Source organism: Gammaproteobacteria bacterium, assembly GCA_033344735.1.
GTDB lineage: Bacteria > Pseudomonadota > Gammaproteobacteria > UBA4575 > UBA4575 > UBA1858.
Genome location: JAWPMW010000001.1, coordinates 506,144 through 524,093 on the forward strand (window position 1 = coordinate 506,144; position 17,950 = coordinate 524,093).

Below are 17,950 nucleotides of genomic sequence, written 5' to 3' on the forward strand. Positions count from 1 at the left end.
ATAGATTAATTAGCGAATAGTCGAGTGTTAGTATTTTCATGACGCATTGACGCAATATCAGCGTACGGAGTGAATGCATAAATATTTTCTAAACTGGGAATATCTTGAGTGGTTAATTCAGATATTAATGGGCGAAATTTGTTAAGGCTCTTTTGGCAATCAATATGCCCTATAATGCCAAGTCTTATTGCGGCACCAAGAATGGCAACACAAAAATTATATGCAGAGATAATTAATGCTGAATTTTTTGATTGACCAATAGATTTTGATATCAATCCATGGATGACTGGCAAATGTCCATGAGCAGAATTTTCTTGTATCAGGCGCTGATATTCTTCAGCACCAGGGGTATTTAATTTTGTATGAGTGGCTAATAATGCACTGCCTAATCTCTTTGAGCCATCTCTTAATTCACTAGTGACAGTCATACTTTCGACAAGTTTATCAATAGCAACAACGTCATTAATTTTGTCGGCACTTAAATATGTGTGAGCTATTACGACTCGCTCAAAAGTTGCCCATTTATGTATGAGTTGATTTTCCAGGAAATCATTCACACCTTTTTTTGACATAATAATGTTATCTTCCTTGAGCATTTCAATTCCCCAGGAGAATGAGACTGCGCCCGATGGAAAAAAACTATCACCAAATTGTAAAACAGTAAGAATGTGTTCTTCTTCAGTCATGATTTATTCGTGTTATTTTATTGTTATCAAAAAATTCTTTTAATCGTTCTAGATAAATTTCTTCTGGATTATCAAGTGCAACATTAAGATGCTGATTATCAAATTTAACGCGCCAATGCATATTTCCAGCAAAATAACCCAGTTCGATAGCAGCGGATAAATCTTTGGGTCGTAGTGACAGCCATTGATCATCAACCATTTTCACTACAATAGCTCTATTTTCATCAAGTACTAAAACGGCACCGTTTGACAATTTTTCATCACGTGAGATTGTTATTGCACAATCAGTACCCTTGTTGGTTTTAGCGCGAAATCTGCGTCGCTGTAAATTAGCATGATCAAGAGATATGTATTCAACTTGATTGTTATGGGCGAGGTCGTGAAGTTGATCTGATAATTTAGAATCATGTGTATGACCTAGAATGCTATTAATTTCAATCATTTTCATTGAGCCGTTACTAAATTTGGTGCATTTAATGCCCCGTCAATTCTGAAGTTTAAATCTGATTTGATTGTTGAATTTAGATAATCTTCTAATGAGTATTTTTGTGTATTGCTCGATAACAAGACTTCGTGACATTTAACATGACCAAGTGCATTGATATTTTCCTGATTTAAATCATAAGTGCCATTAAATGAGATCGAGGTATGACGAAATAATTCATCATTGTTTTCAATGCAATATAATTCTTCAGAATTAATATATTCAAACCAATGAGGCAATAAATCTAAAATAGAATTTCCTTTGATGAATGCATTTAAATTAATATCAAGTATGCTCTTATCGATTAAAATTAATGCTTCTGCTTGTATATTATTTTCTTTGAGATCTATCGATAACTGATCTAATTCAATATGTGAAAATTCATTTAAAGCTCTTCCGATCACATGTAACGAATTTATTTCTAGGTTATTACCTAGTACTTCACTTACTTCTAATGTTCCGTTGTCACTTGTGATATCGAATGTTGCCATCTTTGCATTAAGTAAGTCATCAAATTCTAGTTGTATATTTCCTGATAAATGGACTTCCAGTGGTGTGAGGTAGCTGAATTGAGGGAAAAATTCAGTTAGTAATGCTGGTCTAACTTTATCGGGTTGTATGGAGAGACTGAAACTCTTACTTCTAGTATTGTAAAGACAATCACCTAGGATGTTTATGTATTCACCTCTGGCAAATACATTAAACTTATAATTACAATTTACACCGTTAACATCAGGGCTTAATTCAATATTCGCATTTGGCGCATGTAATAAAGATCCAGTAATCTCATCGCCCAATGTTAAATCAGAGCTAATAATTTTAATGTTGGTTGATTCGTGAGTATTTTGGTGATGAATCTTAGGAGTTGTTGCTACATGAATTAATATTGTTTCTAATATTCTGCCAGACGAACCATCGTGAGTGTTGCCAATATCAAACTTAAACGCTCCACCATGTGAACGTATTAAACTAATTTTAGGGTTGTGTAATTCTACGGATTGTAGCTTTTTATGTTTTCTGAATATTGTGTCAGTGTCTACTACAATGATGACTTCGGGCACAGTAGCTATATTGTTATTACCATAGTCTACAGCCTTAGCTGAATCCAAATGAAATTCTATCTTTCCTTCAAATGGATGCCATCGAGTTCTTAATGTATCAAAATCTACATAATATGTATGAAAATGGTTGTCTAATTGATTTCTAACAAAATTAGAAAGAAAAGGTAGAGATATTGGATAAAGTGAAATTAACAATAATATTGTTGTTAATATACTAATCACCGTTAAAGCTATTATGGTTACAGAAGTTTTTGCTGTAACTCTCATTTTTTATCGTTCTAAATTTACAGTTATATCATTTAAATGATGATATATAAGACTAGTTGCTGGAATGACTATCACGGACTTGTCCGATTACTTTTTTTGTATAAAAACACACAGTCAGTATCTTCAGTCCCATTAATAACTGATTTGCCATCAGTATTTAACTTTTCAAGAAAATATTCCTGTACTGTTTTACATGCTTTAAATGTCAAGGCTTGTTTGTACAGCCATATATCATCTTCTTTATCAACATGATGTTGATTAAACATTTCATTCTTTGGATCTGCAGAAACCCCTACATACCAATCGCTAAAATCGCCCCCAAATTCTTTTATGTATGCAAGTATTTCATATTTTATTTGTTGTACGCTATAAATCATATGTTTTCACTGCTTATATAAATTAATTGGACGGCGTGGGGTTTAAAGCAACTTGCATGCGGTCAGAACCAGTTTTATTTCGCCATTGTTCAACTAATGTTGCACCCATTGCTTTTTCTTCTGAAGACATGCTTTTGACTACAGTTTCTAGAGCGGCTAGCGCAGTTCCTATTCCATGCTGTGAAGCTAGTGTTAACCATAAATATGCGAGAATACGGTCTTTCTCTACTCCTTGTCCGTGAGCATACATATAGCCTAGCCGTGACTGTGAAGGGTAATGCCCTTGTTCTGCTGCTTTACGGTATAATTCTGCAGCTTGTTCTTGATCCTCATCTACATCTTCGCCCTTGGAATATATTACTGCTAAATTAAATAAACCATTTACGTCATTATTGTCCGCTGCTGCTTTAAGCCATTTGATCGCAGAAGAAACATTCTTTTCTGATCCTTGCCCCATAAAATACATTGCGCCAACATTTGCTTGTGCCATTGCATGATTTTGATGAGCAGCTTTTTCATACCAAGCCAATGCTGTTGTGTTGTCGACATCTACACCATCACCATTTGCATACATAGAGCCTAACCATGCTTGAGCTTCAGCAGTTCCAGCTTCGGCTTGTGTTTCCCAAATGTCTCGTGCTTTTTTAAAATCACCTTGTGTGTAAGCTTGTCTAGCTTGTTCTAACTCTAGATTATTTTGCTCACTCATCATGTATAACCTCTCTTTATCTATTTCTTAAGCGACTGGATTATTTGTAAACAGCGGTGCATTCCAATAATACTCATGCATAGTAGTAACTGTTTTAGCGACGTATTTCTGAAATACATATCCAGCTATATTATTTTCTAGTGGCATTGTTTTATTATTCAGTTCAGAAGAACTTGGAGAATTTATTTTTCCAGTTATATCCTGAAAAGATTTTGTTCTAGATTGTATTAGTTCAATAAAATTTAATATTTCTTTTGGTATGGAATCATTTCCTTGGTCAGTATCATTTTTATTGAAAACACATGCACGTAATAAGCTTTCTTGCATGCTGGTTGGCTGAAGGATGACACTGAAAATGTGAGTTAATGTATCAACGATAAGCAAATTGGGAAATAACCAATAAATATCAGCTTTTAAAAGATTGTCATTATTATCTGCTTCAGATATTAATACATCTGTTGCGTGAAAATGAGTTGTATCTTGAGAGAGTTCTTTTACTTCTAGATTTTGTTTATTGTTATCTGAATCATAAAATGCTCTACCAATAAGTTTCCAATTTGAAGCACACTCAAACCATTGATCTGTTTGTAGATCAAGGTTAGTGATGCTGTTGAAATCTATACTTTCAGGTATGCTGGAAAATTCTTCGTTTAAACTTTTACTGTCGGGGTCAAGATTGACAAAAATATATGGTCCTAGTGTTTCTACTTTGACTGGCAATAATCTTTCAGGGATAAGACCAAGATACTGATGCATTGTTGGTGTATTTTCGCCTATCTCTTCTACTCGAATTGTCTGACGGTCACGGCTATAGCCACATGAGGTAAATGAGCATTTGGTTTTTTTGCCTGTTTGGCATTGTGCAGGTATGGCGCGACAACCTCCATGTTGGGCTTTGTTGAAGCGTCCTATCAGACTGCCATCTTCTTGTCTTTGTACATGTAGCCCATGGCGACCTACTGTAAATGGTAACAAATCACCAATGTTAGGAATTTGGTGCGTTGTGCCGATAGCAATCCAACTGCGTGTCCATAATTTCTCGTCTTCTAGGTCACTGAAGATTTTTGATTGATATGAAAAAGAGGGCAAGATAGTGGCTTGGCCAAAATCTCGAATTGCAGTTTTATATAATCCTGTATCAGTAAAGTCGATCCCATTTTCTACATAGCCAAGATCTGGGTGATAGACCATAAATTTACACCTCGTTAACTTTATTCCTTAATTAGAGCTTCAGTGACATTTATGTCACTGAAGCTCTAAATTACCGACAAGAAATGCTAAGAGAAATGAATCTTAGTCACTTGTTGATTGCGCTTATTTGTTCTTCTTATTCATCGCTGGATCATGATCAGCGCGTCCACGATGTATGTATGCATCTTTAGGAGCATCTGGTAATGGACCATCTTTGGAGAATCTATCAAGCACATTACCTACTAGTGTAGAAATGTTATTTTTTCCATTGTTCCAAGGAAGAGATCCACAAAATGCGATGGAACTAAATGCGAAACAACCACCTCCATTTGGAGTTTCATGGAAGGCAATATCGGATCTAACTCGTGGATGTTGAGTACCGTCGATACCTTGTTGACTAAAGCCGTAGTCCTCCATCACTAAAAGATAGGCTTCAGTGTGACGCCCTGCGGAAGTAGCGCCTACTAATGTATGCGGTGGTGAACCTAGCATGGTGTCGACAATATCAAGTTCGGTTCCAGCTGCTCCGCCACCTACAAGACCAAAGTTACCGATCTTCTCATCGTAGTCGATGCCATCAAATGCCCAAGAGATTCGAGGGTCATTACTTTCATAGGTTCGTGAGTAGTAAGATGAAATGTCAAAACCTTCTGATGACATTCCTGTGCCAGCAACTGAGTGTAAGTATCTACCACGATAACGCCACATGCCACCAAGTTCACCAGTACCTTGGTGATAATACTCACCAGGGTCTGCTCGCCAAGTACGAATACCTGATTCGCAACGACGCATCTCTGTAATAACTCCACGTCCCAAATGCTCGTAAGCAGGATGGTAAGAATGAATCCAGTACCATGCATCAGCACCCATATACATTAAACGTCCACCTTGTTGAGTGTAGTTATGTAACGCATCTAATTGTGGACCACTATTATGCTCTGGGTGAGAGCCAGTTATGACGACATTGTAATTTTCAAGTCTAGCAAGGCCATCATAATTAACATCTTCATCCATGATGCAATCATACTCATAGCCCATTTCTTCTAGCCAATATATTAAATGCAGGTCAGCTGGATACTGCCAAGGAGCTTGCATTAAGAAGTGATCATACTTAGGTCGAATGCTTAAGATTGGACGTAATCGTGATGATAAACATAAGCCACTACCATCAGTATGTGTATCGTAAATTGAACCTCCATACTCACGATGCTCACTTAAGAACATATTTTGATCTTGCATAATTGGTACGCGGTACACAAGTAATTCTGCACCACCAGCATTATTAGCTAAATGCTCATTTGCATAAGCCATGTAGCTAATTGTTGGGACCATTACAGCAATTTTGGATTGTTCTTTACCCACTTCAGGGACAACCCAAAATGGTATATAGTCTTCATCACCATCACTGGTAGTGAGTTTAGCCGCGTAGAATTTACTACTGGTACCTTCTGGAACATTCCACTCAAAATCAACATCCCAACGTGCATCATCCACATCGTCATCATGAAAATGTATTGCACCGTATTCCTTTGGAGCATGTTTCCAATCAAAATTATGACCAGAAAAATTATAACCAGTCATTGCACGAGTAGGGCAGTTAACAATGTCTAAGTGATATAGATATGGGCCATGATCGGTGCCAACAGCAGTATTAATACCATCAGAAAAATCCCAAGAACCTACGAGAGCTTCTGATAGAGGGCCAGTAGGTCCACTATGCCGTCTTTCCGTTAAACCAGGTTGAGCACCTAACTTCATGGTTTCAATTTCTTCACGACTTAATGCTCTACGACATAGGCGAGGACTATCAATTTTTCCATTGTAATGTCCCGCCATTACCATACCTGCTGGACGAGATGCCTGAGCTTGTGGGTCAGAATCCGCACCGCCTGCATAAGCTGCTACTGCAAATGGAACACCTGCTGTATGACTTACTTTTTCTTTGATTTTCTTGCTAACAGGTGGGATGTCAGGGTCAAGTGCGTATTGAATTTGTGGCTCATGATACAAGGTAGCTTCACCAGTGGACGCATCAAAAGATGCGGCTACAAAATGCCATGCATGGTCTCGTACTGGCGCACCTGTTGTAATAGTTTTTCCATTGATTCGTAGTTCAACACACCCGTCTTCATTCAGAAACAATCCATAACCTTTGCCATCACACCATTTAGTCATTAAACCTTGAGCGCCATGACGCCAGTATTTAGGATGAGTTTTTGGAGTGGTGGGCCATATCCAGCACTGCATAGTGAATGATTCAACTTGCAAGTGTTTGTTATCTTCTACATATCCATAAGAACCACTATAGATCGTTTGTGGGCGTCCTTTATATTGCCCGTTACAATCAGCATCAACTGCTTCTTCTATTAATCCTGGTCCTCGAGGGTTGGTGTCAGCGTGAATCATTTTTACAATTTGACAATCGTATTTTTTTGGGCCATCACAATTGACATGGAATTTAATTGTTTTACCTGGATTGACACCGAATTTGTCAGCGTAACCCGTTAATCTCATAGCACACATATGCTCATTCCCCTTATATAAAGAATTATTTGTTAAAGTGCCGTATTAGGTTACGGTCCAGTTATCGTTACGACGCTTCCAGCCTTCATTGAAGTGTTCTGGATAACCATCTTCCGCGTCTAACTCGTCTAAGCGCATTAAGAAAATGTCGTGTTGAGGGTCTTGCTCATTGTCGTAAACTTTGTCATTAACAAATTCTGGTGGTACACCACGTACACCAGCTAGGCGCGCAATTCGCCATTCTTTTTCTACTTTTGTACAAACGACTACAAGCTTTCCTCCAAAGTTTCCTGGCATTGCTGTGCGCATGCGGATTAAAACTTTATTGAGTAAAGGATCTTCTTGAAAACCGCCACTAACGACAGTGGTATCTCCCTGAGTTTCACACTTCATGATGGTGCAACCTGGTACACCTTTCATTGACTCGATACATTCCTTGTGTGTCGCGATAAGTCTTTCTCGCTCAGGAGTTCCTTTTTTAGGTATAGAAATCATGTTACTGCCTCCAAAATTGTTGAATGATTCAACGCCGATTATGTTGTGACATGTCTGTAAATATAGGGTCCATTTGCAGTGATATTTGACGTCAATATGATAGACCTTTAGCACTAAGAACTGGCCAGTAGGCTACTGTCTTATGGCATAAGTGAATCATATATTCGCGTATGGGTCAACAAACTAGGTATCAACAAACCAGCTACTATAAAAATGGAAATCTTTTAATCGAATTTTAAGCGGAAGAGTTCTTAAAGTACTGTATAGATAGGAATATACGTTTGAAAAATAAACGCTTAATGAATTAAAATTATTATCTATATCAATCAGATAACAATGTCACTTAAAAATAAGTTTTAAAAAATTCTATAAGTTAAAATTATTAACTAAGTAATACTTAATGAATTATATGGTCAGATGCTGATTGATGAGTTCGTCCGTTAGTTCTTCAATTGGCCCCTGAGCTACTGCTCGACCAATATCCATAATAATAAAGACGTCAGCGAGTTTTTTTGCAATTTTTATATGCTGCTCTGTCAATATTAATGTCATGCCCATTTCTTTATTTAAATGATGCAATGTATTTTGAATTTCTTCGACAATATTAGGTTGAATACCTTCAGTAGGTTCATCAAGTAATAATATTCCGGGATCTGTTGCTAGAGCTCTTGCAATGGCAAGTTGCTGTTGCTGACCACCTGACAGTAGACCTGCACGTTTATCTAGATTTTCCGCAAGGTAAGGGAAAAGCTTCAAACAGGAACTTGGTAGAGTATTATTATTATCATCTCGCGCGAATGTCCCCAAAACAATATTTTCTCGTACGCTAAATTTACCAAGTATTCTTCGGCCTTGTGGTACATAGCCCAATCCAGCATTCGCTCTTAAATGCGTTTGTTTTTTTGCGTAATCAGTCCCGTTTATTAATAGTTCTCCATCCATGCTGGTAGTTAAACCCATGATGGTGCGTAGCAATGTAGTTTTACCTACTCCATTACGACCTAATACACATAAGCATTGGCCCTTTTTCAAAGAAAAATTAATGCCCTGTATGATTGGGGTCTTGCCATAATATGAGTTTACATTCGCAAGTTCTAACATATTAGTGTATGCCTTCTGTTCCAAGATAAACTTCTTTGACTTTCTCGTGTTGCTCGATTTCAGTCACTGTGCCTTCCGCGAGCATTTTTCCTTGGTGCATTACCGAGATTCTATCTGCAATGCTTCGAACAAATTTCATGTCATGTTCAACGACAACTAAAGTGTGTTCGCCCTTTAATTCTTTGAATATTTTTGAGGTTTTTTCAGTTTCTTGTTCAGTCATACCCGCAGTAGGCTCATCCATAAGAAGTAAACGAGGCTTTTGCATTAGCACCATACCAATTTCCAACCACTGTGTTTCTCCGTGAGAAAGAAAACCTGCTGGAATATCAAGGCGGTCACCTAAATCAGCTAATTCAATGATATCGTTAAAATGTTTCCTTCCCCGATTTTTTTGGAATGGATTCATGTTCTGAAATGGTCCACGTTTATCAGTTAGAGCGACTTCAAAATTTTCACGCACAGTTAAATCTTTAAATACTGCAGGCACCTGAAATTTTCTTCCTATGCCATGAATACATATTTCTCTTTCCATCAATTTTGTGATTCTTTTTCCATCAAAGTAAACTTCACCTGAGGAAAGTTTTTGCCGGCCTGTGATTAAGTCAATCGAAGTTGTTTTGCCGGCGCCATTTGGGCCAATTAAACAACGCAATTCACCTTGGTCTACACTGAAGTTAAATCCATCAATAACTTTAAAGTCATTATAAGCTTTAGTAACTTCCTTTAATTCTAGTATAGGCATTGTTATGTTGTTCCTGTTCCATTAGTTGCACGAGAAAATTTCCCAATTATTAATTCAAACAGCCCAGTCAGGCCTTTGGGTAAGAATAAAACAACAATCAGGAAGACAATTCCAAGTATGATTGTCCAATAAGTCTGAAATTCATCGCCAGCATAACTTTGTCCAAGGTTAATTAAGAATGCGCCAATTATTGCACCGAGGAGTGAAGTGCGACCACCTACAGCAGCCCAAATTACCATTGAAATACTTAAAACAATTTCCATAGAAGTAGGAGACACGTATTGAGTAATCATTACCCAGAGTATTCCTGCACATGCTGCAATAAACCCAGAAATAGTAAATAGCACTGTTTGGTAATAGGCAACGCTATAACCTAGAAAACGTGCGCGCTCTGGATCATCTCTCATCGACTGTACGATTAGGCCAAATTTTGTATGCAGAATAAATTTAGATGCCAGTGTAATCACAACTAAAAATCCCACACAGATCCAATACGCCGTAGTACTGTATGGGTCTATTGAAGTTCCGAAAATTTCAAAGTAATTGGGCGGTGAAATTCCATTGAAACCAGCGGTAAAAGGCTGCATGTCGTATACAACAGCGTACCAGGCGGCAAGCATAGCTAATGTCATTATTGCTACAAAGACACCTGCAACACGAGCTTGAAACATCATGTATCCGAAAAATAAAAATAATAATGTGGGTATTCCTACAGCTAGTGCTAAACCAATCGGTGTTGACCAGAACGGTTCCCAAATTGTTGGTAATGTTTCTAATTCGTTGGTTAGCATAAATGTCGGTATTGGATCACTCTCGGGATCCTGAAACTGCATTTGCATTGTTGCTGCCATTCCATAGGCACCCATTCCAAATGCAATGCCTTGACCTAAGCTTAGTATTCCTCCGTAACCCCACACTAAGGAGACAGATACTGCAGTGAGCGCCAGAATGATATATCTAGCAAATTGATTTAATGTAAAAGGGTTATCGGCGAAAAAAGGAAGCAAAGCCAGTGCAGCAAATATTGCAATATAAACTGCCCACTGTGCCTTGCGATTGTGATACAAATTTCCAGTCATTTGTTTCTCTCTCCGTCGAGTTATTAGTTTTATGATTAACGTCTCGTGGTGCCATCAGTGATGAGGCCTTGAGGTCGAAACCTAAGAAACACGACTACTAACGTGAATAGTATAAAGCGAGCAAATGTTTCATTAGTGAAGTAAGAGAAGATCGAGCTTAATTCTCCAAGAATACCGGCACTAAACATACTACCCACTAAGCCAATTCCGCCTACAACTACAACCAAAAAGGCTTCGACGATATAACCGCTTCCCATATCTGGAAATAATGTTTTTAAGGCGCCAAATAATGCGCCTGCCACTCCGGCTAATCCTGCGCCATATGCAAAGGTAATACTGTAAATTTTATTTGCATCGATCCCAAAAGATGCTGCCATTTCTTTATCTTGCATAACAGCACGAACACGAATACCCATGGTTGTTTTATACATAAGGAACCATGTGGCGGCGCCAATTACTATGGCGAATATAATAATAAATAATCGCACTCCGGAAAGGTGTATAAAGTTTGCTTCAATCTGGAAGTCCAGCCAACTTGGAACGCCAACGTATTTAGGCTCTCCACCAAAAATAATACGTATGCCTTGTATAAGAATTAGTGAGAGACCCCAGGTCGCTAATAATGTATCTAACGGCCTTTGATATAAGGTTCGAATAATTCCTCTTTCTATGACAAGGCCAATGACTGCTAGCGCTATAAAAGCGATGGGTAGGCAGATTAAAAATGGTACTCCAAGAAATGTTTGAAATACATAAGTGGTGTATGCACCAAGCATGATGAATTCACCATGGGCCATATTAATAACGCCCATTGTTCCATATATAATTGTTAGCCCTAGAGCTGCAATGAAAAATATACTAGCGAGGCTGATCCCTATGAATAAGGAATTTAGGAAAGGGAATAATGAAAACGGAGTCCAAAAGTCATGTATGCTCATTCGCTAAATTCTCCTTGTAGAATTCTGTGGTAGCAATTCCTATAGCATTTGTTTTTTATCAGTGAGAGCTTAAGCCTAAAGCATAAAATCCTGAGGCTATATTATTAAGTTTCTTAATTCGTCTTGCGTATTTTGTAAATGTTTATTAATTAGCGTGAGTAGTGAGTACTACTCACGCTAACAACTACTAGTTAAAGAACATCTGTCTTAATTTTACCATCTGGAGTATGTAGGCCATCTGCCTTGCAAACGCCTCTTTCTGGATAAATAGACATTGGGTCAGGTGCGACATGCTCGTCAGCAGCTTTAACAATCTTGAACTGACCGTCACTTCCACACTGACCAATTTTTGGTTTGAGCCAGCAATTAAAGTTATCTGGGTCAATCCAAACTTTACCTTCAGGTGAAACATCGTCTTCAACAGCAATTCCTCCAGATACATCTCGAATCATACGTGGAGTGATATCTTCAATATTGCCTGTCTGTGCCAATGCTTTCTCTAAACCGTACTTCCATACATATAGTGAAAGGTAAGTTTCTTCCATGTTGTAGTGTGTTACACCACCACCACCATATTTGCTGGATAGATAGCCATCAACAAATTTGTGATTAGTTGGGTTGTCGAGAGTTTGGAAATATGGTGCTGATAAGAAGTGGCCTGCACCAGCTTCGGCACCCATTGCCCGAATCTCGATTTCGCCAGTAGTTAGTGCTGCAATTGGCAATTTATCTGATTTGAATCCTTCTTGTAAAAATTGCTTATGCATTGCGATATCAGAATCACCTACCACGGTAGAGAATATGAAATCAGGCTTAGCTTGACGTACTTTATTGAAAATAGGTGTAAATTCAGATCCACCCAATGGAACGTAATCTTCACCTACAATTTCACCGCCAACGTTCTCTAACCAAACTTTTGCATTTTTATTAGACTCTTTCGGCCAAATGTAATTAGAACCAATTAAGTAACATTTAGGACCAAACTCTTTCGCCATGAATGGAATTAGATCAAATGAGTGTTGGTTGGCTAGAGGTCCAGTATTAATAATATTTTGTGTGCACTCACGGCCTTCATAACATGTTGGGTAGTAGAACAAATGATCTCGTGCCATAACTATTGGAGCTACTGCACGACGGCTTGCTGATGTGTAACCACCAAACGTTGCAATTACTCTATCCTTTAAGATTAGCTGGCTGATTTTCTCTGAATAGACTTTGATATCAGATTTAGCATCAATCACCACTGGCTCTATCATTCTGCCAGCTACACCGCCTGCAGCATTGATTTCATCAATTGCATATAAAGCAACTTGAGTAGAATCATTTTCGATTACTGCCAGATTTCCTGTTTGAGACCAGAGTAATCCAACTTTAATTGTTTTATCTTTTTTCTTGATCCATGGTGCTGCTGCTGATGCATTCTTTATGTATATCGATGGGAAACCTAATGCAGCTGCTGATGCGGCGACAGCAGATCCCTTTAAAATTTTTCTTCGCTTGTTACTAATTGGTTTGTCTTTCATGGATGGAATCTCCTAAGTTATGATTGACTTATTTAGTGGCAATCCAAGACGCACACGTATTTGGAATTCTGCTGATGTTTGTTTTTACTGTCTCAAAATTGCTTTTTCTTGTTTTAGAAAGATGGTTCAACTACACATAGACTAAAGTATATAGACTAATGGTTGTATTGAATCATATGAAATAATCATCGTCAACATATACTCACTAAAGTACAGGTATAAAATTAATGACATTTATTTTCGATGAATATCGATTGATGATTATCTAGATTATGAAAATTTTTGAAATGTATATCTTAAAATTAATCGATAAAATGTACATTAAATTCAATTGGTTAAGATATTTATTTAATGCTGTTAATATTATGCAGTGAGATTGTATTTGTCAGATATATAAAAAATTTACTGATTGAAATGATAATGTAATTGATCAATCAAAATCGGCTAATTGATATTGGGTTATTTACTAATTGTCAGCAGTGATATATCTCTCTATCCTTAATGTTTGGGTAGTAGCATTTGCCTGGCTTGATTTATAACTTTTAGCTAAAGTTCAATGCCAACATCTATCTTGATATAACATCATTAGGACAATATTAATAAGTTCATGGTTGCTGAAAATTCTGTATTTAGAATAATGGTTGCGGATGACCATGCCTTAGTCAGAGGAGGGCTGGTTCAATTAGTAAAACTAGTTGAAGAAAGTGTTGAAATTATTGAATCAACTGATTTCAATCAAACTTTAGAATATCTTGCTAATGATCAAGAGATAGATCTTTTATTGTTAGATCTAATGATGCCTGGTATGTCAGGAATGGATAGTATTAAGCAAATATGCGAAGAACATCCTGATGTTCCGTTAATTGTTGTCTCCGTGCGTGAAAATATTGCTTCTATACGTAATGCGCTTGCCGCTGGAGCTGTTGGCTACATTCCTAAAACATCATCACCAGATGTGATGATGAGCGCTATAAAGTTGGTTCTGTCTGGTGGAGTCTATGTCCCGCCACATGTGCTTGGTTTGACGTCTGCTACTGAAGATACTCTAAAAGATCAGGTGATTGATGAAGGGATTGACAACAGTAGAGGATATTCCATGCTGACTAAAAGACAACAAGAAGTGCTAGATCTGATGGCGCTTGGTAAGTCAAATAAAGAAATTGCAGATGAATTGGGGTTAACGACAGGTACTGTAAAAATGCATTCATCAAGAATTTTTAAAACGTTAAATGTCCAAAATAGAACTGAAGCTGTTGCTAGGTTTGCAAAATCTTAAACAAGTTTAATGCGATAGTTTTACTGTGCGTTGCTACGCCATAATTTGATTTTCCTCTAAGCAAGTTTTTTATTTTTTTCTGAAATAACTAGTAAGTGTGAAATTAGAGCTCTTAGTTTTGCAGGATGCACTGGCTTAGACAAAACGCGAAATCCGTAGTCTGTAATCTTTCGAATCTTACCGGTGTCTGCTTCACCTGTAATAATAAATGCGGGAATAGGGTAGCCAACAATTTTGCGCAAAGATTCAATTGTTTCAACTCCATTCTTTTCACCTGGCAGGCTGTAATCAGCAAGAATAATGTCTGGTAACCTTGTTTTGTCTGAAATTACTTGTCTTGCTTCAAAAAAGGAATTTGCACAATTAACATCACAATGCCAAGAAGTAAGAAGGTTTTGTGTTGCATCTAATACAGTTGGGTCATCTTCAATTAAAAGAATAGAAATATTTTTTAAGTTAAATAAACCACCATCAATTTTTTCCTCAGTTGATACTGTTTTTGGCTTTTTAGTTAAAGTGGTAACTACAGCAAAACGTGATCCATGTTTCAATTCTGATGAATGCTCTATTGTGTGATTTAAGCAGCTAGAAAGCCTTCTGACAATCGCAAGTCCTAATCCTAAACCTTTTCCTCGATCTCTTTCTTTATTATCTAATTGATGAAAATCATCAAAAATAGCTTCGCTTTGATGTTTGGGTATACCTGGGCCTGTGTCTAATACTTCTATGGATAGCGTACTTTCTCTACGTCTACAACCAAGTAATACACGTCCTGTTTCAGTGTAGCGAATTGCATTAGCAACAAAATTTCCAATAATTTGTTCAAGCAAAATAGGGTCGCTTCGTACATATGCGCTTGAAGGGACTATATGCAATGAAAGTCCTTTTCGATAAGACATTGGTCGAAAATTGCGTGCAATTCTGTTTAATATTTCTTGTATCGCAAAATCTTCTATTTGTGGTTTTACTGCGCCTGCTTCTAATTGCGAAACATCAAGTATGGAATTAAGTAAGCGACCTGTAGATACTGATACAGCATCAATATCTGAAACAATTTTCAGCATTTCTTTGTCTTTGATTTTTTGTTGCAATGCCGTAATGTACATTTGCATCGCATGCAATGGTTGGCGTAAGTCATGACTTGCTGCAGCAAGAAACTGGGACTTGGCACGATTAGCTCGTTCAGCATCTTCTTTTGCTTGACGCAGGTCTTTATCTTGTGCGCTTAAATCATGCTTTAAATTATTAAAGCTCCGGCTCACAATTCCTAATTCATCACCACGTGACATAAGCTGCTTTTCTATTGGTGAATCTTCAATATCATGTAGAGCACTGACTGAATTAATTGTATCGGATAATGAATGTAATGGATTTGAAATATTTTTCTTTACCACATAGTAGAAAATAGTAATTACGATGCAAAAAGTTATTATAGAGGCTAGTATCGTGAATGCAGTGGCCGTATTTTCAACACGTACAGCGTATTTTACAGAGGCATCATTGAGTGAATCTAATACGGTGACTAATGCGTCCAGTTCTTTTGTTAATGTATTTTCGCTGGCTCTGACATCTGAAATCATTTCCATGCCCATAAGAAAAGAACCATCCTCAACATGCCGAAAAACTTTGCCAGCACGGATGCTGTTAATTCGATTAGCTTGCCTTACGCTTGATAATTGGCGTAGTAAATCTTGTCGGTAATCACTGATTAGATTAGCTTTTAAGTTCTTATTGTTAGTAGCTTTTGTGATTAAACTGAATGAGCTATCAATTTCAGCATCTATATTGCTGTTATTTTCTTGATACTTCCCACGTGCAGCAATGTATTGTTCTTTTGCTTCTTTGTCATAGACCACGCGATCACCGACAAAAATGATATCTTTTAAATTTAATCTGCCTTCTTGAATTTGAAGGCGAACAGTCTCTGATGATGTAAATAAAGGTAAATATAGGTCAGACATCTGTTTTACAACATTGCCTACTGAGCTGATCTGCGAGATAGCAATAGTAGTTACTAAGGAATACGAGAATATCTCGAGAAATAATACAACTAGGACTTTTTGTCCTACTGACATATCATTTATAATTCTTTTAAACTTATATCTCATAACTTATTTAGTACTTAAATTTCATTTATGATGATGCCTTAATTAATTTGCCACTAGGGAGTAGTAGTCCTGCAGCAGTACACTCGCCTCGTTGTGGGTATAATACATATGGGTCCGGAGGTATTTGATGTTGTTGCTGGAACAATAATTTGATTTGACCATTAGCATCAAATCTTCCTATTTTTGGCGTTAACCAACTATTGAAATTTTTGCTATCAATTTTTACTTTACCTTCAGGTGATTCATCTGCCGATAACTCCAAGCCCGCAGAAAATTGACGAACATTGTTTGGGCTTATAGATGTTTCTCCTGCTTGTTTGACTAATTTTTCAACTGCTTTTTTAAAGTATAGAAAAGTTAAGTAGGTTTCTTCCATATTATAATGTGTAACTCCACTGCCGCCGTGCTTGCTTGATAGAAATTCTTGTACAAATTTATCGTTAGTTTTAGATCGTAAACTTTGAAAATATGGTGCAGATAGAATATGTCCCTCTCCATATTCAGCGCCCATTAGTTTTACTTCCATTTCTGAAGTAGTGAGTGATGCGGTAGGTAAAATATCAGGGGTAAACCCTGCTTTGATGTACTCCTTTCTAAAATAGATGTCTGAGTCTCCTACCACAGTCGAAAACACCCAGTCCGGCTTTAGATCTTTTATTTTTTTGAAGATTTTATCAAATCCTCCCAATCCAAGCGGCATGTATGACTCACCAACTAAACTGCCTTTAGCATTGTTAAGCCAACGTTGGGCATTTCGATTTGATTCACGAGGCCATACATAATTTGAACCTACAAAATATGCTCTTGGTCCAAACTTGTTAACCATGTATGGGATTAAATCGTATGAATGCTGATTAGCAATGGGGCCAGTGCAAATTATATGCTGCCAGCATTCTCGACCCTCATAACATGTCGGATAATAAAATAAACCATTATTTAGTGTCACTAAAGGCATCACAGCGCGTCTACTTGCGGAAGTGTAACCACCAAATGTAGCTAAAACATTTTCTTTTAACATTAAATCTAGAATGCCTTGCCGATATGATTTCATATCTGATTTAGCATCAATCACAATTGGTTCTATCTGAAAACCTGCAATACCACCGTTTTTATTGATGTTGTCTATGCAGAATAGTCCCACATCTCGTGACGGTTCTTCGATAACGCTTAGGTGACCAGTTAACGACCATAGCATTCCAACTTTAATTGTATTATTTTTAGTGATCCAGGGTGAGCGGGTATTGGCAAAAGAGTGAGTTATCATTGGTCCGCAATTCAGCATTGCTGAAGCAGCGCAAGATGCAGCTAGAAATTTTCTGCGATTAATAGCCATTATTTATTTGCCTGAATTTCTAAATATTTAATAATTAAAGGTTTACTAATATCA

General features: G+C 37.3%; 16 protein-coding genes. 1 reads left to right on the plus strand and 15 read right to left on the minus strand.

Annotated elements, in window-relative coordinates; all coding sequences use genetic code 11:
* Positions 1-5 precede the first annotated feature (5 nt).
* The 13 genes from R8G33_02695 to R8G33_02755 all read right to left on the minus strand — a co-directional run bounded on the left by R8G33_02695 (position 6) and on the right by R8G33_02755 (position 13,164).
* Positions 6-686 carry an urease accessory UreF family protein gene (locus R8G33_02695; GenBank protein ID MDW3094562.1) on the minus strand — a complete coding sequence of 227 codons (681 nt, stop codon included), beginning with the start codon at positions 684-686 and terminating at the stop codon, positions 6-8.
* A complete protein-coding gene (gene ureE, locus R8G33_02700; protein ID MDW3094563.1) occupies positions 679-1,128 on the minus strand; it encodes an urease accessory protein UreE in 450 nt (149 codons plus the stop codon). The genes R8G33_02695 and ureE overlap by 8 nt, the downstream gene beginning before the upstream one ends.
* 2 nt (positions 1,129-1,130) lie before the next feature.
* A complete protein-coding gene (locus R8G33_02705) occupies positions 1,131-2,453 on the minus strand; it encodes a hypothetical protein (protein ID MDW3094564.1) in 1,323 nt (440 codons plus the stop codon).
* Between the two features lie 116 nt (positions 2,454-2,569).
* Positions 2,570-2,875 (minus strand): hypothetical protein, encoded by a 306-nt coding sequence (locus R8G33_02710; GenBank protein ID MDW3094565.1) that lies wholly within the window; start codon positions 2,873-2,875, stop codon positions 2,570-2,572.
* A gap of 22 nt (positions 2,876-2,897) precedes the next feature.
* Positions 2,898-3,587 (minus strand): tetratricopeptide repeat protein, encoded by a 690-nt coding sequence (locus R8G33_02715; GenBank protein ID MDW3094566.1) that lies wholly within the window; start codon positions 3,585-3,587, stop codon positions 2,898-2,900.
* Positions 3,588-3,611: 24 nt separating this feature from the next.
* A complete protein-coding gene (locus tag R8G33_02720) occupies positions 3,612-4,775 on the minus strand; it encodes a hypothetical protein (protein ID MDW3094567.1) in 1,164 nt (387 codons plus the stop codon).
* Between the two features lie 123 nt (positions 4,776-4,898).
* The gene (locus R8G33_02725) at positions 4,899-7,298 is read right to left on the minus strand and encodes a DUF6605 domain-containing protein (GenBank protein MDW3094568.1); all 2,400 of its coding nucleotides are present in this window, start codon (positions 7,296-7,298) and stop codon (positions 4,899-4,901) included.
* Positions 7,299-7,343: 45 nt separating this feature from the next.
* On the minus strand, positions 7,344-7,793 hold the full coding sequence (locus tag R8G33_02730; GenBank protein MDW3094569.1) for a N,N-dimethylformamidase, small subunit: 450 nt from the start codon (positions 7,791-7,793) through the stop codon (positions 7,344-7,346).
* A 405-nt stretch (positions 7,794-8,198) separates the two neighbouring features.
* Positions 8,199-8,894: an urea ABC transporter ATP-binding subunit UrtE gene (gene urtE / locus R8G33_02735; GenBank protein MDW3094570.1), complete on the minus strand. Its 696-nt coding sequence runs from the start codon at positions 8,892-8,894 to the stop codon at positions 8,199-8,201.
* 1 nt (position 8,895) lies between these two features.
* Complete coding sequence (gene urtD, locus R8G33_02740) at positions 8,896-9,639, minus strand: urea ABC transporter ATP-binding protein UrtD (protein MDW3094571.1); 744 nt, start codon at positions 9,637-9,639, stop codon at positions 8,896-8,898.
* 2 nt (positions 9,640-9,641) lie between these two features.
* A complete protein-coding gene (gene urtC / locus R8G33_02745; protein ID MDW3094572.1) occupies positions 9,642-10,718 on the minus strand; it encodes an urea ABC transporter permease subunit UrtC in 1,077 nt (358 codons plus the stop codon).
* 35 nt (positions 10,719-10,753) lie between these two features.
* Entirely contained in the window at positions 10,754-11,656 is a 903-nt protein-coding gene (gene urtB, locus R8G33_02750) for an urea ABC transporter permease subunit UrtB (GenBank protein ID MDW3094573.1), read from the minus strand.
* Positions 11,657-11,847: 191 nt separating this feature from the next.
* On the minus strand, positions 11,848-13,164 hold the full coding sequence (locus R8G33_02755; protein ID MDW3094574.1) for a transporter substrate-binding domain-containing protein: 1,317 nt from the start codon (positions 13,162-13,164) through the stop codon (positions 11,848-11,850).
* 622 nt (positions 13,165-13,786) lie between these two features.
* On the opposite strand from R8G33_02755, the gene R8G33_02760 reads away from it, so the two are divergent.
* On the plus strand, positions 13,787-14,455 hold the full coding sequence (locus tag R8G33_02760; GenBank protein MDW3094575.1) for a response regulator transcription factor: 669 nt from the start codon (positions 13,787-13,789) through the stop codon (positions 14,453-14,455).
* A 56-nt stretch (positions 14,456-14,511) separates the two neighbouring features.
* Here the strand turns inward: R8G33_02760 and R8G33_02765 are convergent, their stop codons facing one another.
* Together R8G33_02765 and R8G33_02770 are read right to left on the minus strand one after the other, a co-directional pair.
* Entirely contained in the window at positions 14,512-16,563 is a 2,052-nt protein-coding gene (locus R8G33_02765; GenBank protein ID MDW3094576.1) for a hybrid sensor histidine kinase/response regulator, read from the minus strand.
* Positions 16,564-16,588: 25 nt separating this feature from the next.
* Positions 16,589-17,896: a transporter substrate-binding domain-containing protein gene (locus R8G33_02770; GenBank protein ID MDW3094577.1), complete on the minus strand. Its 1,308-nt coding sequence runs from the start codon at positions 17,894-17,896 to the stop codon at positions 16,589-16,591.
* Positions 17,897-17,950 lie beyond the last annotated feature (54 nt).

What these genes read in the sequence shown, in the direction of transcription:
- R8G33_02695 (MDW3094562.1), bottom strand. Translation starts at nt 686, where the DNA reads ATGACTGAAGAAGAACACATTCTTACTGTTTTACAATTTGGTGATAGT.
- ureE (MDW3094563.1), bottom strand. Translation starts at nt 1,128, where the DNA reads ATGATTGAAATTAATAGCATTCTAGGTCATACACATGATTCTAAATTA.
- R8G33_02710 (MDW3094565.1), bottom strand. Translation starts at nt 2,875, where the DNA reads ATGATTTATAGCGTACAACAAATAAAATATGAAATACTTGCATACATA.
- R8G33_02715 (MDW3094566.1), bottom strand. Translation starts at nt 3,587, where the DNA reads ATGATGAGTGAGCAAAATAATCTAGAGTTAGAACAAGCTAGACAAGCT.
- R8G33_02720 (MDW3094567.1), bottom strand. Translation starts at nt 4,775, where the DNA reads ATGGTCTATCACCCAGATCTTGGCTATGTAGAAAATGGGATCGACTTT.
- R8G33_02725 (MDW3094568.1), bottom strand. Translation starts at nt 7,298, where the DNA reads ATGTGTGCTATGAGATTAACGGGTTACGCTGACAAATTCGGTGTCAAT.
- R8G33_02730 (MDW3094569.1), bottom strand. Translation starts at nt 7,793, where the DNA reads ATGATTTCTATACCTAAAAAAGGAACTCCTGAGCGAGAAAGACTTATC.
- urtE (MDW3094570.1), bottom strand. Translation starts at nt 8,894, where the DNA reads ATGTTAGAACTTGCGAATGTAAACTCATATTATGGCAAGACCCCAATC.
- urtD (MDW3094571.1), bottom strand. Translation starts at nt 9,639, where the DNA reads ATGCCTATACTAGAATTAAAGGAAGTTACTAAAGCTTATAATGACTTT.
- urtC (MDW3094572.1), bottom strand. Translation starts at nt 10,718, where the DNA reads ATGACTGGAAATTTGTATCACAATCGCAAGGCACAGTGGGCAGTTTAT.
- urtB (MDW3094573.1), bottom strand. Translation starts at nt 11,656, where the DNA reads ATGAGCATACATGACTTTTGGACTCCGTTTTCATTATTCCCTTTCCTA.
- R8G33_02760 (MDW3094575.1), top strand. Translation starts at nt 13,787, where the DNA reads ATGGTTGCTGAAAATTCTGTATTTAGAATAATGGTTGCGGATGACCAT.
- R8G33_02765 (MDW3094576.1), bottom strand. Translation starts at nt 16,563, where the DNA reads ATGAGATATAAGTTTAAAAGAATTATAAATGATATGTCAGTAGGACAA.
- R8G33_02770 (MDW3094577.1), bottom strand. Translation starts at nt 17,896, where the DNA reads ATGGCTATTAATCGCAGAAAATTTCTAGCTGCATCTTGCGCTGCTTCA.